This is a genomic window from Pseudoalteromonas fenneropenaei, from assembly GCF_042643375.1.
Classification (GTDB): domain Bacteria; phylum Pseudomonadota; class Gammaproteobacteria; order Enterobacterales; family Alteromonadaceae; genus Pseudoalteromonas; species Pseudoalteromonas fenneropenaei.
This window is the reverse complement of the sequence record NZ_JBHRSD010000028.1, coordinates 23706-43862: the sequence shown is the minus strand read 5'-3', so window position 1 is coordinate 43862 and position 20157 is coordinate 23706. Positions and strand designations below refer to the sequence as shown.

Here is a 20157-nt window from a genome sequence, read left to right as displayed (position 1 = left end):
TGTCAGTTACTGATTTACATCAACATTTAGTTAAATTCACTTTACAGTCAGTGTTTGCTGAACTAGCTTATTTAACGTCTCTCTCACATCTTGGTCTAACAATTGCTCTCGTTCAAAGGACACAGTGAAAAATGAGTAAATTACTCACCTGACCCTATTGATGCACCAATATAGTGCGCCATCGGGTGATATTTGCACTGTCATAATGCGTAAATAATCTTTTGATTTACTGCAGTTAGGAGATCACAGCTCCCGTTTTACCATTTAGTGAATTTAATTTGGACTTCTTGCTGCTCTTTTTTAGACGTGAGTGGTTGGGCATCGGCAGTTAAAGTCGCGCCTGAAATTAAATCCAACCTACTGGTATAGAAGTAGTTTACGGCACTGTGGCAGGTAATAGACTGATAAAGTTTGATTGGAGCCAGCGATGTTGACAAAACGTTTCTTTAAAACCAAAGATGAAGCCGAAGTAACCTTTGAACATGCCTTTCCCGATGCTAGCAGCGTTGCCTTAGTTGGTGATTTTACTGATTGGCAACCAGTGGAAATGAAATTTTCGAAAAAAGAGGGTGTGTATAAAGTTAAACAACGTTTGCCAGTAGATCAGCAATTTAGCTACAAGTATTTACTAGATGGTGAATTGTGGCAAAACGATCATGCCGCAGATGCATACGTACCAAATGGCTTGGGTGGTGATAATAGTTTAGTTAATACCGCCCGTTGCGATTAGCTGGAGCCTGAATGGATACACTTTCGCAAGCCTTTTATCTTCATGGTATTGGTTATGAGTTCACCAAATACACCGGTGAATATGTGGTATTTGCGCCCGAGGTGAGGCGCAAAGCGTTAAGCTGCTTTGGTATTAACTGTGATGATCTTGATGATTTAGCGGTTCGGAATTTTCAGTTAGATATTGAGCCTTGGACCAAGTTAGTTGGTGCCGTTACCTTAGTGACGGCGCCGGATAATTTGCTGCATGTCAGAGTGGCCAGCCAGCTAGTGTCTAAACCGTTAACTATTACTATCAGTGTGCTTGATTATCAGGCTGAGTTCGATTTAGCGACTGCCAAGGAAACAGGGAATTACCGCTTTGAAGATAGCTACTTTTTGGAGCTTGCTGTTGCCTTGCCAGTGTTGCCTGCCGGATATTATCCTGCGAAACTGCAATTAGGTGACATAGTCACAGAAACTGAGCTTTGGTGTGTCCCTGCTACCTGCTATCAGCCAAAACAACTTGGCCGTGTCGCAGGTTTGTCTCTGCAGCTATATACCCTGCGTAGTGACCGTAATCTTGGTATTGGTGATTACTATGATTTGCGTGATTGCATCGAACATGCAGCCAAGGCGGGCTTACAATATGTGTTGTTAAATCCGCTACATTTGTTGTTTGTCGATGAACCCGAAATCGCGAGCCCGTATAGCCCAGAACACCGCTGTTGGCAAAATCCGCTCTACATTGCTTTGGAAGGGGCAATAGCCCTGCTGCAAGATACTCAGCAAGCGATTTTTAATGCGCAGCTTAGTGAAGCGCAACAAGCTTCGCATAAGACTGAGCAGTTTATTGATTATAGCCAAGTGAGCACCACCAAGTTAGCTATGCTAAAAGCGATTTTCCGTTGTTTTGTGGAACAGGGTGAAAGTGAACCATTCACACGTTTCAAACACGACAATACGAAGTTGCTACAAGAGTTAAAAACAACTGACACGGACTTTACCGCCTTCTTGCAATGGCTTTGTGAGCAGCAGTTAAACGAATGCCAACAAGCGGCTAAAGCATTCGGTATGAGCATTGGTTTGGTGAACGACTTAGCTGTTGGATGTGGGGAAAGAAGCGCAGAATATCAAGCGAATAAATCGCTTTTCGCGCAAGGTGCGCACGTAGGCGCACCACCCGACCCATGGGCTGAAGCTGGGCAAGATTGGGGGCTACCCGCTTTAAATCCGCAGCAATTGGCCGCTCAGAATTTTGCTTATTATCGCCAGTTGATTAAAGCCAATATGCAAAGCGTTGGCGCATTGCGTATCGACCATGTGATGGCATTAAGACGATTGTGGTGGTGTTTTACGCTTGAAGATGGGCAGAAATCGGGCTGTTATGTTTACTATCCGTTTGAGCAACTCTTAGCGATATTAAAAATTGAATCGCACCAATATCAAAATATGGTGATTGGTGAAGACTTAGGGGTGGTGCCGCCTGAGGTAAAAAGTGCTTTAAGAGCGTCAGGAATATTCTCCAACATTCTGTTTTATTTTGAAAAAGATCATGACGGCCGCTTTTTAGGGCATGAACATTATCGTGACGATGCGTTATTGATGATAGCCAATCACGATGTGCCGCCTTTTGTTGGTTGGTGGCAACAGCAAGACATCGACATTCGTCACACCTACGGTCTGATCAGCACAGAGAAAGCGGCATCATTACGTGTTGAGCGCGACACCGAAAAAGCAAAATTAGTCGATTGGTTAAAAGCCTATGGTCGCGATGAGGTGGCTTTGGACAGTGCCCCAACGGCAGTTTATGCCAGCTTATTAGAAACATTAGCAGCATCACAAAGCAAATTGCTCACTATTCAACTCGACGACCTCGATGGTGCGACTATTCCAGTGAACATTCCTGGGACGGATAAAGAATTCCCTAATTGGCGGCGTCGTTTAAATGGAACGGTTGCTGATATTTTTAGTCGCAATCAGCACTTGCTTGCCAACGTAATGCAGTTAAGGAAAGGCCATGCCTAACTCAGTAGTTGAGAAATCTTTGTTATCATTTTTATCAGCCCAAGCCGATGCGCTAGCGCATGGACAATGCCGTGATCCGTTTGCGGTGCTGGGAGCGCATCAAATTGATGCCCAATCTATGCAAGTGCGCGCTTATTTACCAACCGCACAAGCTGCGACTTTGTATTGCGACAAAAACAGTTTTAGCATGAATCGTGTGACTAATCAGCCCGCATTTTTTTGTGCGGATGTGCCGCTTGCTGATTACACACCAGACTATACGCTAGGCGTGGTTTACGATGAACAGGAGTTTTTACAGCTCGACCCATATCGTTTTAGCGCTGCTTTAGATAACGATGCGGCTTATTTATTTAACGAGGGTAATCTTGAATACAGTTATCGCCATTTGGGTGCACATTTTGTCACTCAACAAGGGGTTGCTGGGGTGCGCTTTTGTGTATGGGCTCCGAATGCCAAATGCGTCGCCGTGATTGGTGAATTTAATGGTTGGAATTACACCCAGCATCCGATGCGTTTGCATCCTGCGAGTGGTATTTGGGAGCTATTTATTCCAGCGCTTAAGGCAGATCAAGCCTATAAATTTTCGATTTTGCGCCACGATGGGGCGCGTAGTGATAAAGCTGACCCTTATGCCTTCAAAATGCAACAGGCTCCGGGCAGTGCCAGCCTGTTACAACCGCAGCTTAGCGTTAAAGCTCGCGATGATAAATGGTTACAAGCACGTGCAAACGCTAATCATGTTGACGCTCCTATTAGTATTTATGAAGTCCACCTAGGCTCGTGGAAACGCCTCACTGAAGAAGGCAATCGCTACTTGACCTATCGCGAATTGGCTGATGATTTAGTCGGTTATGTGAAGGCTTTAGGGTTTACGCACATTCAATTGATGCCTATCAGCGAATATCCATTTGATGGCTCTTGGGGATATCAGCCCGTCGGCATGTTTGCGCCAACCAGTCGCTTTGGCAGTTATGCGGACTTTATCTACTTCGTTGAAGCTTGCCAAGATGCAGAGCTAGGTCTGTTAATTGACTGGGTGCCGGGGCATTTTCCATCCGATCCACATGGTTTGCATTTGTTTGATGGTACGCATTTGTACGAGCATGCCGATAAGCGACAAGGCTTTCATCCAGATTGGAATACCTATATCTACAACTACGACCGCCCAGAAGTGCAGTCATTCTTGCTTGGCAATGCAATGTACTGGCTGCAGGAGTTTAAACTCGATGGGTTACGGGTGGATGCGGTGGCTTCAATGCTCTACCTCGACTACAGCCGCAAAGATGGAGAATGGGTGCCCAATTGTTATGGTGGTCGCGAAAACTTAGGTGCCATTGCTTGCTTGAAGAAAGTTAATGCTCGCAGCTACGGTCGTAACAAACACATCATGATGGTTGCCGAAGAATCTACCGCATGGCCAAGCGTAACAGGCTCTACGGAACACAATGGCCTTGGTTTTGGTTATAAATGGAATATGGGCTGGATGAATGACACGCTCTCTTATATGCACCGTGATCCAGTGCATCGTAAGTTCCATCATCATGAGATCACCTTTTCCATGGCTTACGCCTACAGCGAAAACTACATTCTGCCGCTGAGTCATGACGAAGTAGTGCATGGTAAAGGCGCGTTATTGTCAAAAATGCCGGGCGATGATTGGCAGCAGTTTGCCAATTTGCGCGCTTACTATGCGTTTATGTTTGCGCATCCGGGTAAAAAGTTACTGTTTATGGGCAGTGAACTGGCGCCACGCGAGGAATGGAACCACAACCTTGGCTTGAATTGGTCGTTACTTGATAGCACGCCACATCGCGCGGTGTCAGACACCATTCGGGCATTAAACCATGTCTATCGTCACACCCCTGCACTTTATGAAAATGACACCCGACCAGCGGGATTTCAGTGGATAGACTGCCATAACAGTGAGCAAAGTATTATCAGCTTTGCGCGCTTTGGTAAGAACAAGCGCGATTTAGTGGTTGTGGTTGCACATTTTACCCCTGAAGTGTATCACCAGTATCGTTTAGGGGTGCCAGAGGCGGGCCATTATGAGGTGGTATTTAACTCAGATAGCAGTGAGCTATATGGTTCGGGTACTTCACCCGTTGCGCATCCTCAAGGGTTGTTACAAAGTCAGCCTATCGCCGCACATGGTTTTGCGAACAGTATCGAAATCACCATAGGACCTTTGTGTACCGTGTATTTTAGAAAGTTGGCTGGTTAACATTATGATGAGTTCAGTGCGCGGCGTACCACGACCACTGGGCGCCACTCAGATTGAGGATGGAGTCAATTTTGCGGTTTTTGCCCCTAAAGCAACTTCAGTAACGTTATGCTTGTTTGATGCCAGCGGCCATAGCGAAATTGCACAGATCCCTTGTGTTCGTCATGAAGGGGGCTTTTGGAGCATTAAGGTCACACCGCTGGCTGAAGGCGCGCTTTACGGTTATCGTGTCGATGGGCCGTATGAGCCAGAACGTGGTTTATTATTTAATCGCAATAAATTGCTGCTTGACCCCTATGCTAAGGACCTGCACGGCGAGTTTACGTGGAGCGAACGTCACTTTTGCCATTTGCCTAAAGGCACCCTCAGCCTGTCAGACAACGCCATTGATATGCCTAAATGCAAAGTCGTGTGGCCGGCAAAATATGATGGCAAACGTCCTAACCATCCTTGGGCGAAGACTTTAGTCTACGAATGCCATGTCAAAGGCGCGACCATTCGTAATCAAGACATAGCTGCGGACAAACGCGGTAAATTTTTGGGTTTATGTGACCCAGCCTTTATTGATCATATCAAACATTTAGGTGTTACTGCGCTTGAGCTGTTACCCAGCCAGGCGTTTATCAGTGAGCAGTTCTTGACCATGAAAGGGCTGCAAAATTACTGGGGCTACAATACGCTCGGGTTTTTTATTCCTCATAAAGCCTACTTGTGTAAAGGCGATATTCGTGAATTCCAGCAAATGGTTAAGACTCTGCACGCGGCAGGTATCGAAGTGTTGTTGGATGTGGTTTATAACCATACCGCTGAAGCTGGGATGGACGGGCCAACGTTGTCGTTCAAAGGGTTCGATAATCTTGCATATTATCGCACTGTACCCGGTAAACCCGATGCGTATATCAACGACACAGGCTGTGGTAATACCATCAATATTGACCATCCGGTAGTGCTACAGTTAATCACCGACAGTTTGCGTTACTGGGTCGAAGTGATGGGCGTTGATGGCTTTCGTTTTGACTTAGCGACCATTCTTGCCCGCAACTCAGGTGGCTATAACAGCGCTCACACCTTTTTACAGACCTTAGCGCAAGACCCGATTTTACAGAAAGTGAAGCTTATCGCAGAGCCTTGGGATATAGGCCCCGGTGGTTATCAGCTCGGCGCGTTTCCTGCGCCTTGGCGAGAGTGGAACGATAAATTTCGCGACACCGTAAGACGCTTTTGGCGCGGCGATCAAGGTGTATTGCCTGAGCTTGCCAAACGTATTCATGGTTCTCACGATGTGTTTGAGCACAATATCCGCGGCCCGTTGAACAGCATTAATTTTATTACCAGTCATGATGGTTTTACGCTTGCTGATTGGGTGAGTTACGAGCGTAAACACAACGACGTGAACGGTGAGCAAAATCGCGACGGCCACAGTGAGAATTTTTCTTTCAACTGCGGGGTTGAAGGGTTTACCACGGCGGCAGATATCTCAGCGCTGCGTCTCAAAATGCAGAAAAATGCCTTAATGACCCTACTGGTAGCCAAAGGCGTGCCGATGCTCAGCGCTGGTAGTGAGTTCGGTCATTCACAAAGTGGCAATAACAATGCCTATTGCCAAGACAATGTCACCAGTTGGCTGGCGTGGAAAGGCACTCAAAAACATCATGCTTTGAGTCATTTTATTCATGATGTGATTCGAGTTCGTCGCCAGTTTTCGCTGTTTTCTAATCCTTTTTATGTTCACAAAGACGATGTGCGGTTTGCAGTGCAGTGGTACACCGAACAAGGTGAGGTAATGCAAGAACATCACTGGCATGAGCCAGAACGCAAGTGGTTATCATGTGCGCTGGTTGATAAAAAATTACAGCAATCCGTACTTTTAATACTCAATGCCAGTGACCGCGCAGTGAACGTAACATTACCCGCGCCGCCTGTACCTTCACCGTGGCAATTGGCACTGACCAGCAGTATTCGGCACGAGGGTAGTATGACAGCAACAAAATTTTTAATGTGCGAAAAAAGCAGTTGGTTATTTACCGCAACTAAACAAGCCAGTATTTCAGGGGATAAGCAATGACAAAGGCAAATAGTACAACGGACGAGACGATTGAAGCGGGCGCAGTGTGCATTGTAAAACACTGGCTTGATGCGCCAAAAATTGACGAAAATACTCTCGCGGACGATTTAACACGCCATTTTTACTATACCCTTGGCCGCGATAAAGTAGGCGAGTCCCATCTCTATCTTTATAACGCATTGGCGCTGACTATTCGCGACCGTTTGGTGGCGCGCTGCCGTGCAACAAGACAACATTTACATAAACAAAAGACCCGTCAAGCGGCTTATCTGTCGTTGGAGTTTTTGATGGGGCGGGCACTTGGTAATGCGCTATTGAATTTGGACATGACCGATAGTAGCCGCGCAGCACTTAGCGAATACTGTACCTCACTAGAGCGTGTAGCTGAGGCTGAGCATGACGCTGGTTTAGGTAATGGTGGCCTTGGGCGCTTAGCAGCTTGCTTTTTAGATAGCTGCGCAAGTTTAGGCTTACCGGTAATGGGCTACGGGATCCGCTATGAATACGGCATGTTTAACCAGTCTATCGACAATGGTCATCAAATTGAGCAGCCTGATAATTGGCTGCGCGAAGGTCATCCGTGGGAATTAAGTGCACCTGAGCAAGCGGTGCGGATCAAATTCTTTGGTCATGTAGAAATCTATAAAGATAAAAATGGCCGAGAGCATCGCGCTTGGGTTGGCACTCAAGATGTACTGGCGGTGCCTTACGATGTGCCAGTGCCTGGGTATCGTAACGAGGTGGTCAATACGTTAAGGCTGTGGAAGTCAGAAGCCACAGATGAATTTGACCTCTCAGAGTTTAACGCGGGTAGTTATTCAGAAGCGGTAGCAAGAAAGAACCTCGCTGAGCAGATCACTATGGTGCTTTACCCCAATGATGCCAGTGAAAACGGCAAAGAGCTGCGCTTGCGTCAGCAATATTTTCTCTCTAGCGCTAGCCTTCAAGATATTTTGCGAACTTGGGTAAGCCGTTACGGTGAAGATTTTAGTGATTTTGCTCAGTACCATGTCTTTCAACTTAACGACACTCACCCAAGCATTGCGGTTGCTGAATTAATGCGGCTGTTATTGGATGAATATGAGCTCGATTGGGACGCTGCTTGGCAAATCACCAGCACGACGATGGCGTACACTAATCATACTTTGTTGCCAGAAGCCTTAGAGCGTTGGTCAGTGCCACTATTTGCCAAACTATTACCAAGACTGCTTGAAATCATTTACGAGATCAACGCCAGATTCTTGGCCGAAGTTGCTTTACATTGGCCAGGCGACCACGACAAGCAACGTCAGCTGTCGATTATTGAAGAAGGCCCTGTGCAACATGTGCGTATGGCCTATTTGGCGATTGTCGGTTCGTTCTCGGTGAACGGAGTTGCGGCGCTTCATACCGAACTCTTGAAACAAGGTTTGTTCAATGATTTTTACCAGTTGTGGCCGCAAAAATTCAACAATAAAACCAATGGCGTGACACCACGGCGTTGGTTAGCACACTGTAACCCAGGTTTAAGCCAGTTGATTGGCAGTAAAATCGGTGCTAATTGGGTAGCTGACTTCAGTCAAATCAGCAAATTGCGTGATCTTGCCGGAGATAAAGCTTTCCAACAACAGTGGCGCGAAGTGAAACAAGCCAACAAACAGCGTTTGGCTGCGTTTGTCAAAGCGAGAACTGGCGTTGAATTTGATGTCGGTATGCTGTTTGACGTGCAAGTTAAACGTATCCATGAATATAAGCGGCAGTTACTCAATGTACTGCACGTTATTCACCTCTATGACCGTATCGTGCGCGGTGATGTCGAGCAATTTGTCCCAAGATGTGTGTTATTTGGTGGCAAAGCTGCGCCCGGTTATTACATGGCGAAAAAAATCATCAAGCTCATCAATAATGTGGCAGATGTCATCAACAAAGATCCTCGCTGCGAGCAGTTGCTTAAGGTCGCATTTGTGCCTAACTACAATGTATCGGCAATGGAAGTGATTTGCCCTGCTACCGACTTATCCGAGCAAATTTCAACTGCGGGTAAAGAGGCATCGGGTACCGGCAATATGAAGTTTATGATGAATGGTGCCATTACCATAGGGACTTTAGACGGCGCCAATATTGAGATCCGTGATGCCGTTGGCGCCGAAAACTTCTTCTTATTTGGCGCCAAAGCCGAGCAGGTTGAGGAAATCAAACGGCACTACAATCCGAGTCAGCTTATCGCTGCCGATGAAGATTTAGCACGGGTTATGGCACTACTTGAGTGCGGCCACTTTAACCTGTTTGAGCCTCACTTATTTGACGACATCATTGCTGCAATTCGCAGCCCAAATGATCCGTGGCTGGTTGCCTACGATTTTCCAAGCTACGTGCAGCAACAGCAACACGCAGCGCTGCTCTACCATGACCAGGACGCTTGGACACGGATGAGTATATTAAACACCGCAGCAAGCGGCATATTTTCCAGTGATAGAACCATTCAACAGTATAGTGATGAGATCTGGCGGTTAACCCCGATGTAGTGCGAGTTCTCAACAGGATTATGGAGATAATAAATGCCAAACTATGCAAATCGATATATCAGTAATTTAACTCGCGAGACCTACGCTTTAATTCTGGCAGGGGGACGTGGTTCGAGATTACATGAACTCACCAATTGGCGTGCTAAACCGGCCGTCTATTTTGGTGGTAAACACCGTATTATTGACTTCCCACTATCGAATTGCATCAATTCAGGGATCCGCCGTGTAGGGATTGCAACCCAATATAAATCACACTCTTTGATCCGTCATGTGAGTCGCGCGTGGGGTCATTTCAAGAAAGAACTGGGTGAATCAGTTGAGATCTTACCTGCGTCACAGCGTTATGGTGATGAATGGTATTGCGGAACGGCAGATGCAGTATTCCAAAATATGGACATTATTCGTCACGAACTGCCAAAATACGTGATGATCCTTTCTGGTGACCATGTTTATCGCATGGATTATGGCGGCTTATTGGCAAAGCACGTTGAAACGGGCGCCGATATGACAGTATGTTGTATCGAAGTAGCCTGCGAAGAAGCGGCAAACACCTTTGGTGTGATGACGGTTGACGAAAACAAGCGCGTACGTCGTTTTGACGAAAAACCAGCTGAACCTTCAGCCATTCCAGGTAAGCCTGGCATGTGTTTAGCTTCAATGGGCAACTATGTGTTCAACACCGAGTTTTTGTTTGAACAGTTACGCCGAGACGCGGAAAAAGAAGGTTCAGGCCGCGATTTTGGTCACGATATTATTCCCGCTATTATTGAAGAACATAATGTGTTTGCGTTTCCGTTTCGCGATCCTAGTCATGAAGGTCAACCGTATTGGCGTGACGTAGGGACATTGGATTCTTTCTGGGAAGCCAATATGGAGCTGGTAATGCCAGAGCCGCAACTGGATTTATATGATCCAAGTTGGCCAATCTGGACTTATCAAGAGCAATTGCCACCGGCTAAGTTTATTTTTGATGATGATGATAGACGTGGTATGGCAGTAGACTCAACCGTATCCGGCGGCTGTATTATTTCCGGCTCTTTGGTGCGTCGTTCATTGCTATTTTCTAACGTCCATGTGCACTCATATTGTGAAATCGAACAATCTGTAGTGTTACCCGGAGCGGTAATTGAACGCCATTGTCGTATCCGCAAAGCCATTATTGACCGCAGCTGCCATATTCCAGAAGGCATGCGAATTGGCTATGATGAGGAAGAAGACAAGAGAAATGGTTTTAGAGTCACTAAAAAGGGCATTGTGCTGGTCACGCGCGACATGTTAAACGCGCTACAGCAAAAGTCTCGTTAATGGTTTAGCAATATACCCAGTTTACTTTGCGTTGCAGTGTCGGAAGGCGAACAGTGAAAAGTTCCAAAAATACAGATTTACTATGTGTTTGGGGCGAGCTGTGCAGCCAACAGCGCTGCAACTTCAAGTAACAAGGGTACAATAATTAGAATAAGGCGCAGTATGCATATAGTGATGGTGGCAGCGGAAAATGATGCGTTGCCAAATTGTAAAGTGGGTGGCGTTGCGGATGTGATCCGTGACGTACCTTATGCTCTAACCGAGTTGGGGCATCAGGTGAGTGTCATCGTGCCCGATTACGGCCAGCACCAGTTGCAGCGACACTTTGTTGCAGATATCGCCGTGCCTTTTCGCCAGCACCTTGAAACCGCCACTTTGTGGCGTGTCGAGGTAGCTGACAACCGAGTTGCTCAGTATGTGATAAGCCATTCGCTATTTAGCGAACACGGTGGGGAAATTTATTGTAATGATACAGGTGAGCGGCCATTTGCTACCGACGCCAGCAAATTTGCATTTTTCTCTGCAGCGGTGTGTGAAGCATTAGAGCATGACTTTGTGGCTGCAGTGGATTTACTGCATTTACATGATTGGCATGCCGCAACGGTTGCTGTGTTGGCGCGTTTTAGTGGTCGATTTAGTAAGATAAACCACTTCCGCACCATTTACACGGTGCACAATCTTGCATTGCAAGGAGTGCGGCCATTCAAAGGCGATGATTCAAGTCTAGAGGCTTGGTTTCCAACCTTAAGTTATGATGGCCAACGTATTTGTGACCATGGTTACCCACACTGTTATAACCCAATGCGTGCAGGGATAGTGTTAGCGGATAAAGTGCATGTGGTTTCGCCGACCTATGCGCGCGAAGTATTAAGGCCAAGCGTACCTGAGTTTGGCTTTTTTGGTGGTGAACGGCTTGAGCTAGATATGATAGACGCCGAGCGTCACGGGCGTTTAATTGGGGTGCTGAATGGCTGTAATTATCCTGATTCTGCGCCGGAAGCTGCCAATTGGACGCGGTTTTTTAACGATGCCGAAGCGCAACTATTTAATTGGATGGCGAAATTTGGTGAGTTAAAAACCGCCTACTACCTTGCCCACCAAAGAATTTTGCAGTGGCGCCAGCAAGCGATAGCAGGCCCTGTGGTGACTATGGTGGGGCGTTTAACGGATCAAAAAGCGCTGCTTCTACGCCAGCCATTCGAGCGTCATTTAGTGTTGGATGCAATCGCTAAACGTGTTGCAGCAGCAAAAGGCCGAGTGGTTATTTTAGGTTCGGGTGATGGCTATCTTGAGTATCTATTCACGCAAGTGATGGCAAGAAATCCCAACGTACTCTTTTTGAATGGCTATGGCCATGGCATTGGCGAGGCTTTGTATGACCTTGGTGATTTATTTTTGATGCCAAGTTCTTTTGAGCCTTGTGGAATTAGTCAAATGCTGGCGATGCGAGCAGGGCAGCCATGTTTAGTGCATCAAGTTGGTGGTTTGAATGATACCGTGCAGCACGGCGTAACGGGCTTCACGTTCAGCGGTGAGAATCTTACAGAGCAAGTTAGCGAGTTAATTAGCTGCTGTGACGAGGCGCTTAATATGCTTCAGCATGCGCCAGAAACTTATCACAACATTTGTGCTCAGGCGAAAGGACAACGCTTTAGTTGGCAAAGTGTTGCCGAACAATATGTTGACCGACTATATCGTTGAGATTGTTGCCATATAAGCAAAGAAAGCCTTGCTTATATGGTTCCATTCTAGGTAAAAGTGGTGGTTGTTTATTTATTGCTCACTCTCATACCAAATACTGAAATATCATCAAAAAGCAAGTGAAGTTAATGAGTTAGTTTCATATTTACGCTTTTAGGTTTAAAATATCTGTTAGTTACAGACTAAAGTATTGCATTTACGGATAAATAACACTTTTCTAGCATGTTTAGACTATGCTTGAGTGGAATTTGTCGGATTGCTCTATGAGGAGCCAAACTTGAAGGTGTTTGTCGCGCGTCAGCCGATATTTAACAGAAAGCAACAAGTAGTTGCTTATGAATTGTTGTTTAGAGACGGGCAAAGTAATAGCTTTCCAAATATTTCCGACGACAAAGCAACGGCTAGGCTGATTATGGACAATCAACTTAACTTAGGTACACGTTACCTAACCTCTGGTAAAAAGGCGCTAATTAACATTGGCCCTGACTCCCTCCGGCAAGAATTGAGCTATTTTTTGCCGCAGAAAGATGTGATCCTTGAGTTATTGGAATCCATAACGCCCACCAATGAAAACTATCAACTGGTACGTGGCTTATTCCATAACGACTATCGCCTGGCGCTAGATGACTTTCAGTATTGTGAACAGTGGGAGCCTTTTTTAAAGCTGATGCGATTGATTAAATTCGACATCATGCAAACACCTCTCAACGACATTAGTGAAGTGGTTGACGACTTAAGACAACGCAAAAATCTCAAGTTGCTGGCAGAGAAAGTGGAAACACTGGAAGAGTTTGAACAAGCCAAAGCCATGGGGTTTCATTTTTTTCAAGGTTACTTCTTTGCTAAGCCGCGCATGATTGAGCAAAACGATATTGAGATCAATTATGCCATCGCGCTGCTTATTTATGGCGAAGTGCTGCGCCCTAATATGAACATCAACCGTATCGCTGAGCTGTTTGCGCAGGATACTGCACTGGCATACAAGTTATTGCGTCTTATCAACTCAGGTGTGTTTCCGATTAAAAGTCGGATTGAATCGCTTAAACAAGCGTTGGTGTATCTTGGTGATGAAAGGGTGAAAAAATTCGTTGGCCTCATTATGACCGCTTATGTTGCGGAAACTAAGCCAACCGAATTAACCCGCCTCAGCATAGTGCGCTCAAGGTTTTGTGAACTTATCTGCCGTAAGATCCAACCTACCTTAGCAAATCTTGCATTTCTTACAGGTTTGTTCTCTTTGCTCGATGCGATTTTAGATAAACCTATGGATCTGGTGGTAAATAAATTACCGTTCCCAGATTTAATCCATGAAGCTTTGCTTGGGAAAGCAAATATGCTTTACTATATCCTCAATGTGGTACGTGCCTACGAAAAAGGCAGTTGGTGGGGACTACAAGAAGCGTGTGGCCTCATTAATTTAGACGATGATTGTTTACCCGATTTCCACCAAGCATCGGTGCGTTGGGCTGACATGTACAAGGACAGAATTTAACATACAATGCAAAGATTAACACAGCTGGACGTGATCCGCGGATTTGCGGTGCTGGGGCTGCTGGTGATGAATGCGCCATTTTTTGGCTTATTCGAGCATGGTTATGTATCAGCCGTTCCAACCCACTGGTTAGATACTTATCTTCATGCCTTTACTTTAGCAGCGGTTGATGGCCGATTTAGAACCCTATTTTGCTTGTTATTTGGCGTTGCAGTAGCTATTCAAGCCAGCAAAATAAATGGGCTTGCAAGGGTACAAGCACGCAACCATGCGCTTATCGCCCTAGGTTTAATCCACGGTTTTTTAATTTGGGCAGGCGATATCCTCTTTGTTTATGGTTGCGCTGGATTGTTATTGGCCAATTGTGTTGAGCATACTGGCGAGCGTAATCTCCGCCGAGGTTTAGGGCTACTTTTTGCAATATCAGGGGTATTGGGCCTTGCCGTCGCAATTGAGCCGCCTTTAGAGCTAACACGTAGCAGCGAAACTTTCCAAAATGACTATGCGCGAATTTACGCCTCTTTAACGTCCTTGTATCTCGACAATCTCAAAAACGCATTCTTTATGACCCTATTGGTACCTTTTCTCACGCTTTGGTACACCTTTGCGGTGATGCGAATTGGGCTTGGGGCTTGGCAACTCGGCTGGTTTCATAGCCTTTTACCTACTCGGGTATTTATTATTGGTAGTGTGCTTGCGTTGCTGTTTACTGCGCTGACATTGGCTTTGGCTTTTTCAGGTGTGGCGCTTTATAAAGCGTTGAGCGAAGCACTTAACTGGCTAAGCGCACTGTTTTTTGCTGTGCCTGTGGTGCAATTATTACTTTATCTTGCCCGCACTCAGCACTTGTTTGCTCAGATCTTGGCGCCCGTTGGTCGGGTTGCGCTCACCTGTTATCTAACTCAAAGTGTGATTGGGGTACTGTGCTTTCGAGTGTTTTTCCCGCATTGGGTATTAACCTTCGATTATATCGACTACTACCTATTTTCCGCTGTAGTTGTGACTACTCAGGTGTTAGTTGCGCATCTCTATCTTAGTTATTTCCGTCAAGGTCCTTGCGAATGGTTATTGGCGCGCTGGCTTAAGCAGGCTAACGTAGCGGAAAAATAAAAAACGCGGTGAGCTCAGCAGGAATCTGGTTTACAATAGTGGTTTTGCTAGGTCTTGAGTCTCCTTTATGTCTGACACCATTCGTCTCAATAAATTTATCAGTGAAACTGGGTATTGTTCTCGCCGTGAAGCGGACGCTATCATTGAAGCGGGCCGTGTTACCGTAAACGGTGAAGTTGCGGTGATGGGGACCAAAGTTACTGCCAATGACACTGTGTTAGTGGATGGCAATAGCTTAAGAGCCAAACCAAAACGCGTTATTCTGGCGTACAATAAGCCAGTTGGCGTGACTTGTACCACCGAAAGTAAGATCCGTAGCAATATTATTCGAGCGGTGAATTATCATGAACGCATTTTCCCTATTGGTCGCTTAGACCGCCCGTCAGAAGGGTTGATCTTTTTGACTAACGAAGGGGATATAGTCAATAAAATCCTTCGTGCAGGCAATAACCACGAAAAAGAGTATGTGGTGACGGTGGATAAACCGATTGACCGTCAATTTATCAAGCGTATGTCGAGCGGTATTCCAATTCTAGGTACAGTTACTAAACCTTGCGTAGTAAAACAAACCGGTGACAGCCGTTTTACCATAGTGCTAACCCAGGGCTTAAACCGCCAAATTCGCCGTATGTGCGAATACCTCAATTATGAAGTCGTGACGCTAAAACGCGTGCGGATCATGAATATCGATTTAAAAGGTCTGCCAGTGGGTGAGTGGCGTTTGCTTAGCGAATCTGAACTAAAGGTGATTGACGCGGCCATTGCTGATTCGCAAAAAACCGAAGAGGGATCAGTTGATCCGAATAAACGCAGTGATTGGCAACGTTATAAATCCAACAATGAAGAAAAAGACACGCCTGATGTACGCCACGATGCGGAGCACCAACATAATCGCGGTCAAGAGCGCGACCGTTATAATGAGCGGGGCCCTCGTCGTGAACCCGCAGCGGCTAAATCGTATTCAGACAATAAAGAAGGCAATAGCTGGCCGCGTAATAACAAACGTGATGATGAGCAGCAAAAAAATTCTCGCCCCTCGCATAATAGAAAGCGCGACGACGAGCAAGGCAAGCCGTCACGTCCGCCGCATAGCAATGCTAAAAAGCCAGCAACTACCAAACCAGATGGCCGCAAGCCAAATAATCGTAAACCAGCTGGCGATAAACCGACTAGTGGCAAGCGCATTGGCGGCACTTTAAAGCTCAATAAATAAAAGCTTACACCATTTTGAACTCTTATTGAGACGGTTTAGCGCTTCTGAGCTAGGCCGTTAGGAGTTCGAGCCTCATTATATTTGACCTTGTGCTAGCCAATTAACCTTAAAGCTTTGTGATCATTAAGACTAAAAGCTTGGGCTTGCAAAGCCCAAGCTGCAATTTCAGACTATGGCTGGCAAGTTATACCAGCACTGCAATCGTGGATAGTAGGAGCCACTGTACCGCAACAACCTCCATGGGAGTATGTTAGACAAGGCATGGCCGACAAATCACCCCCTGCGATTGCAGGTGTTTGTGCGTGTGGGATTGAGTTTTTGTCTTCGGATAACGTTTTGATGTTCTTTTTGTTTAGTTTTAATAGCATAGCTAAATCCTTTAGTTGTATTGTTACTTTCATTCGAAAGTAAAATTAAATTATTGTTAATGTACTGTGCTGTCAAGTTGTTTTAACAACCGAGACATTCCATAGACTCGGTAAAAAGTAATTTGTTCGTTAGCAAAGTAGCCTGCTTTGTCTGCTATTGAGGTTACTAAATGAGGGACTATAAAGAACACATATCGGGGTTCCCTTATCTCATTGTCAATGAGCTAGGTATAAAACCAGTTAGTTTCAGGCGCAGCATAAGTGCAAGTCATTATGGTGTGGAGGCTATACAGAGGTCTATTGATAATCTTCCCAATTAAAACGCAGTTTATAACAAAGCCCCTAGTTGGAGCTTTGTTATAACTGGCTTATGGTTAAAAGCGCTTATTGCCGAGGTTTAATCTTAAACACTAAGGCATAGAGTACAGGTACAACAACCAAAGTGAGAATGGTGGCAAAGCCTAAACCAAACATAATCGTCACGGCCATAGATTGGAAGAACACATCAAAGAGCAGCGGGATCATACCAAGAATGGTGGTGATAGCGGCCATTGCAACAGGGCGGACGCGGCTTACCCCAGAATCAAACACCGCTTGGTAAGGATCTTTACCTGAAGATAGCTCAAGATTAATCTGATCCATTAACACAATGCCGTTTTTGATAAGCATGCCTGAAAGGCTCAGTAAGCCAAGTAGTGCCATAAAGCTAAATGGCGCATTCATAGCAAGTAAGCCTGTAGATACACCGATAATTGCCAAAGGTACAGTGGCCCAAATAACCAAAGGTTGTTTTACAGAGTTAAACAACAAGACGGTGATCATAAACATCGCCAAATAGCCAAGTGGCAATGAACCAAAAATGGCTTTTTGCGCTTTGCTTGATGATTCAAACTCACCACCCCACTGCATTTCATAGCCGTGCGGTAACGGAATTGCTTCAATGTCGGCACGTACGCGCGCAAACAATTTAGCTGGTGTTTCGTCGCCAATCACGTCATGGTCGGCCATTACTGTAATGGTGCGCTTACGGTCGCGACGCATAATGATTGGGTCTTCCCATTCAACTACAAAGTCATCAACAACTTGAGTTACAGGTACAAATACCCCGTAGACTGGGCTGAAAATTTGTAGATCTGGGAGATTTTCCACATTCATCCGCTCTTCTTCCGGTGAGCGCGCGATAATAGGTAATAGCTGAGTACCATCGCGATATAATCCCACCGTTTTGCCCGACATGCTGGTAAGTAGCAGATTGTCGAGATCGGATTTTGAGATCCCCAAACGACGGGCTTTTTGCTCATTAAACTGCGGGCGGATCACTTTGGTACGTTGGCGCCAGTTATCCTGAATATTATGGGCTTTTGGGTCTTGCTCCAAAATTGCTTTGGCTTGTGATGCCAACTGACGTAGTACGACAGGATCAGGGCCTGAGAAACGCGCTTCGATTTTAGCATCGGTAGAGGGGCCAATCTCCATGCGTTTGATCTTCAGCTTGGCGCTAAACACATGTGTTTGCTCATACTCTCTGACTTTGGCAATCATAGTTGCTACGGCGTCACGGTCGACCACCCGAATGATCAGTTGCCCATACGCTGAATATTGTTTTTCCGGCGAATAAGTCAGCATAAAACGTGGCGCGCCTTGGCCGATTGTCGAGGTAACTTCTTCAACCAGAGGGTCTTCAAGCAAGAAGTTTTCAAGCTCGGCAATATGCTTTGCAGTATCACGAATGTCAGCGCCTTGGTAATGCCAATAATCAACATAAAACATCGGGGTGTTAGACGATGGGAAAAACGACTGCTTGACCGACTTAAAGCCAATTACTGATGCTACTAGTAACACTACCATCAGTAGCATGGTCAGCCAACCATGACGCATCGAAAAGCGCAGTAAGGCTTTGTAACCGTTAAAGAGTAGACCTTGGTATGGGTCAACTTCTTGGCCTGCTTCTGGTTTACTTTCCTTAAACATAAGGCTGGCAAAAAACGGGGTTAAGGTAATTGCCGTGACCCAGCTTAGCAATAGACTTATCATCAGCACCCAAAACAGGCTGCCCGCAAACTCACCACTGGCATCAGAACTTAAGCCGATTGGCGCAAAAGCTGTGATAGCAATCACAGTCGCCCCGAGCAACGGCCATTTAGTTTGCGCTACGATATTTACAGAAGCTTCGAGTTTGCTCATGCCGCGTTTGAGATTGATTAAGATCCCTTCGGTGACGACAATGGCATTATCAACCAGCATGCCAAGCGCAATGATCAGCGCGCCGAGAGAAATACGCTGCAAATCAATATGAAACAACTTCATAAAGATAAAAGTACCAAGCACCGTGAGTAGTAAAATACCACCAATCAAGATGCCGCTTTTTACCCCCATAAAGATCAGTAGCACCACAATAACAATGGCAACCGCTTCAAGTAGGCTGACAATAAAGCCATCAACCGATTTTTGTACTTCGTTCGGTTGGTTGTAAACTGTGCTAATTTCCATGCCGTGTGGACGTTGAAATTCTAGGTTAACAAGATGATTTTTAATGCGCTCACCTACATCAACTACGTTTACGCCAGATGCGAATGATACACCTACCAGCAGCGCACGCTTTTGGTCGTAACGTGTAATATGGCTTGGTACTTCAGCATAGTCGCGGGTTACTGTGGCGACATCGCCTAGGTATATAAGCTCTTTAGCGCCGGGCTTAGAGATAAGTAAATTTTTCAGCTCACTGACTTCTTGAAATTCTCCTGTAGGGTGCAAGCGAATATATTCATTGCCAACCAATACACTGCCAGCGTTAGAAACGCTATTCTGCTGTTGGAGGATTTGGAAAATGGTATTAGGAGAAATACCAAGCTGTGCTAATTTTTGCGTTGAGATCTCAACGACCACTTCGGCTTGCTGCTCGCCAGCGACCGTAACTTTGCTAACACCGTTAACTAACACGAGCTCGCGCTTTAGAAAATCAACGTAGTCTTTTAGTTCATCATAAGAATAGCCATCGCCGGTGACTGCGTATAGCACACCATAAACGTCAGCAAAATCATCAATGATTTTACTTGGCTTAACGCCAGGCGGAAGGCGTGGTGCTAAGTCATTGACTTTGCGGCGCAGTTCATCCCAAATTTGCTGGAGGTCTTTTTTACGATAGTTGCTTTTCATTTCTACCGAAATTTGCGACTTACCCGGACTAGAAATAGACGTGACATAGTCCACATACGGTAACTGCTGAATCGCATTTTCGATAGGGAAGGTGACTTCCTCTTCCACCTGTTGCGGTGAAGCGCCAGGATAGAGCGTTACTATCATGGCTTTTTTTAATGTAAATTCAGGATCTTCAAGTTGGCCTAAGCCAAAGTAGGCAACCGTGCCGCCAATTAATAGCAGCAGCGATAGCATCCAGCTGATCACTTTATTTTCTATCGACCACTTTGCTAGGCTCATG

General features: G+C 45.8%; 11 protein-coding genes. 10 read left to right on the top strand and 1 reads right to left on the bottom strand.

Annotated features, from left to right (window positions below; genetic code table 11):
- The first annotated feature begins 427 nt into the window (after window positions 1–427).
- The 10 genes from ACFOEE_RS14970 (at window position 428) to rluF (ending at window position 16350) form a co-directional block, all read left to right on the top strand.
- Entirely contained in the window at window positions 428–730 is a 303-nt protein-coding gene (locus tag ACFOEE_RS14970) for an isoamylase early set domain-containing protein (protein ID WP_377125942.1), read from the top strand.
- An 11-nt stretch (window positions 731–741) separates the two neighbouring features.
- Window positions 742–2736: a 4-alpha-glucanotransferase gene (malQ, locus tag ACFOEE_RS14965; RefSeq protein WP_377125939.1), complete on the top strand. Its 1995-nt coding sequence runs from the start codon at window positions 742–744 to the stop codon at window positions 2734–2736.
- Window positions 2729–4960, top strand: a complete 2232-nt coding sequence (glgB, locus tag ACFOEE_RS14960; protein WP_377125936.1) for a 1,4-alpha-glucan branching protein GlgB — start codon at window positions 2729–2731, stop codon at window positions 4958–4960. Before malQ ends, glgB begins: the two co-directional genes overlap by 8 nt.
- A gap of 4 nt (window positions 4961–4964) precedes the next feature.
- Window positions 4965–7025, top strand: coding sequence for a glycogen debranching protein GlgX (glgX, locus tag ACFOEE_RS14955; RefSeq protein WP_377125933.1), 2061 nt, complete (start codon window positions 4965–4967; stop codon window positions 7023–7025).
- The gene (locus ACFOEE_RS14950; RefSeq protein ID WP_377125930.1) at window positions 7022–9529 is read left to right on the top strand and encodes a glycogen/starch/alpha-glucan phosphorylase; all 2508 of its coding nucleotides are present in this window, start codon (window positions 7022–7024) and stop codon (window positions 9527–9529) included. The genes glgX and ACFOEE_RS14950 overlap by 4 nt, the downstream gene beginning before the upstream one ends.
- Before the next feature lie 33 nt (window positions 9530–9562).
- Window positions 9563–10834 carry a glucose-1-phosphate adenylyltransferase gene (gene glgC / locus ACFOEE_RS14945; RefSeq protein ID WP_377125927.1) on the top strand — a complete coding sequence of 424 codons (1272 nt, stop codon included), beginning with the start codon at window positions 9563–9565 and terminating at the stop codon, window positions 10832–10834.
- Between the two features lie 162 nt (window positions 10835–10996).
- Window positions 10997–12535, top strand: coding sequence for a glycogen synthase (locus ACFOEE_RS14940; RefSeq protein WP_377125924.1), 1539 nt, complete (start codon window positions 10997–10999; stop codon window positions 12533–12535).
- Between the two features lie 277 nt (window positions 12536–12812).
- A complete protein-coding gene (locus tag ACFOEE_RS14935; protein ID WP_377125921.1) occupies window positions 12813–14027 on the top strand; it encodes an EAL and HDOD domain-containing protein in 1215 nt (404 codons plus the stop codon).
- A 6-nt stretch (window positions 14028–14033) separates the two neighbouring features.
- Entirely contained in the window at window positions 14034–15137 is a 1104-nt protein-coding gene (locus ACFOEE_RS14930) for a DUF418 domain-containing protein (RefSeq protein ID WP_377125919.1), read from the top strand.
- Between the two features lie 67 nt (window positions 15138–15204).
- Window positions 15205–16350 (top strand): 23S rRNA pseudouridine(2604) synthase RluF, encoded by a 1146-nt coding sequence (gene rluF / locus ACFOEE_RS14925; RefSeq protein WP_377125916.1) that lies wholly within the window; start codon window positions 15205–15207, stop codon window positions 16348–16350.
- A 752-nt stretch (window positions 16351–17102) separates the two neighbouring features.
- Here the strand turns inward: rluF and ACFOEE_RS14920 are convergent.
- The gene (locus ACFOEE_RS14920; RefSeq protein WP_377125913.1) at window positions 17103–20156 is read right to left on the bottom strand and encodes an efflux RND transporter permease subunit; all 3054 of its coding nucleotides are present in this window, start codon (window positions 20154–20156) and stop codon (window positions 17103–17105) included.
- Window position 20157: the final 1 nt, after the last annotated feature.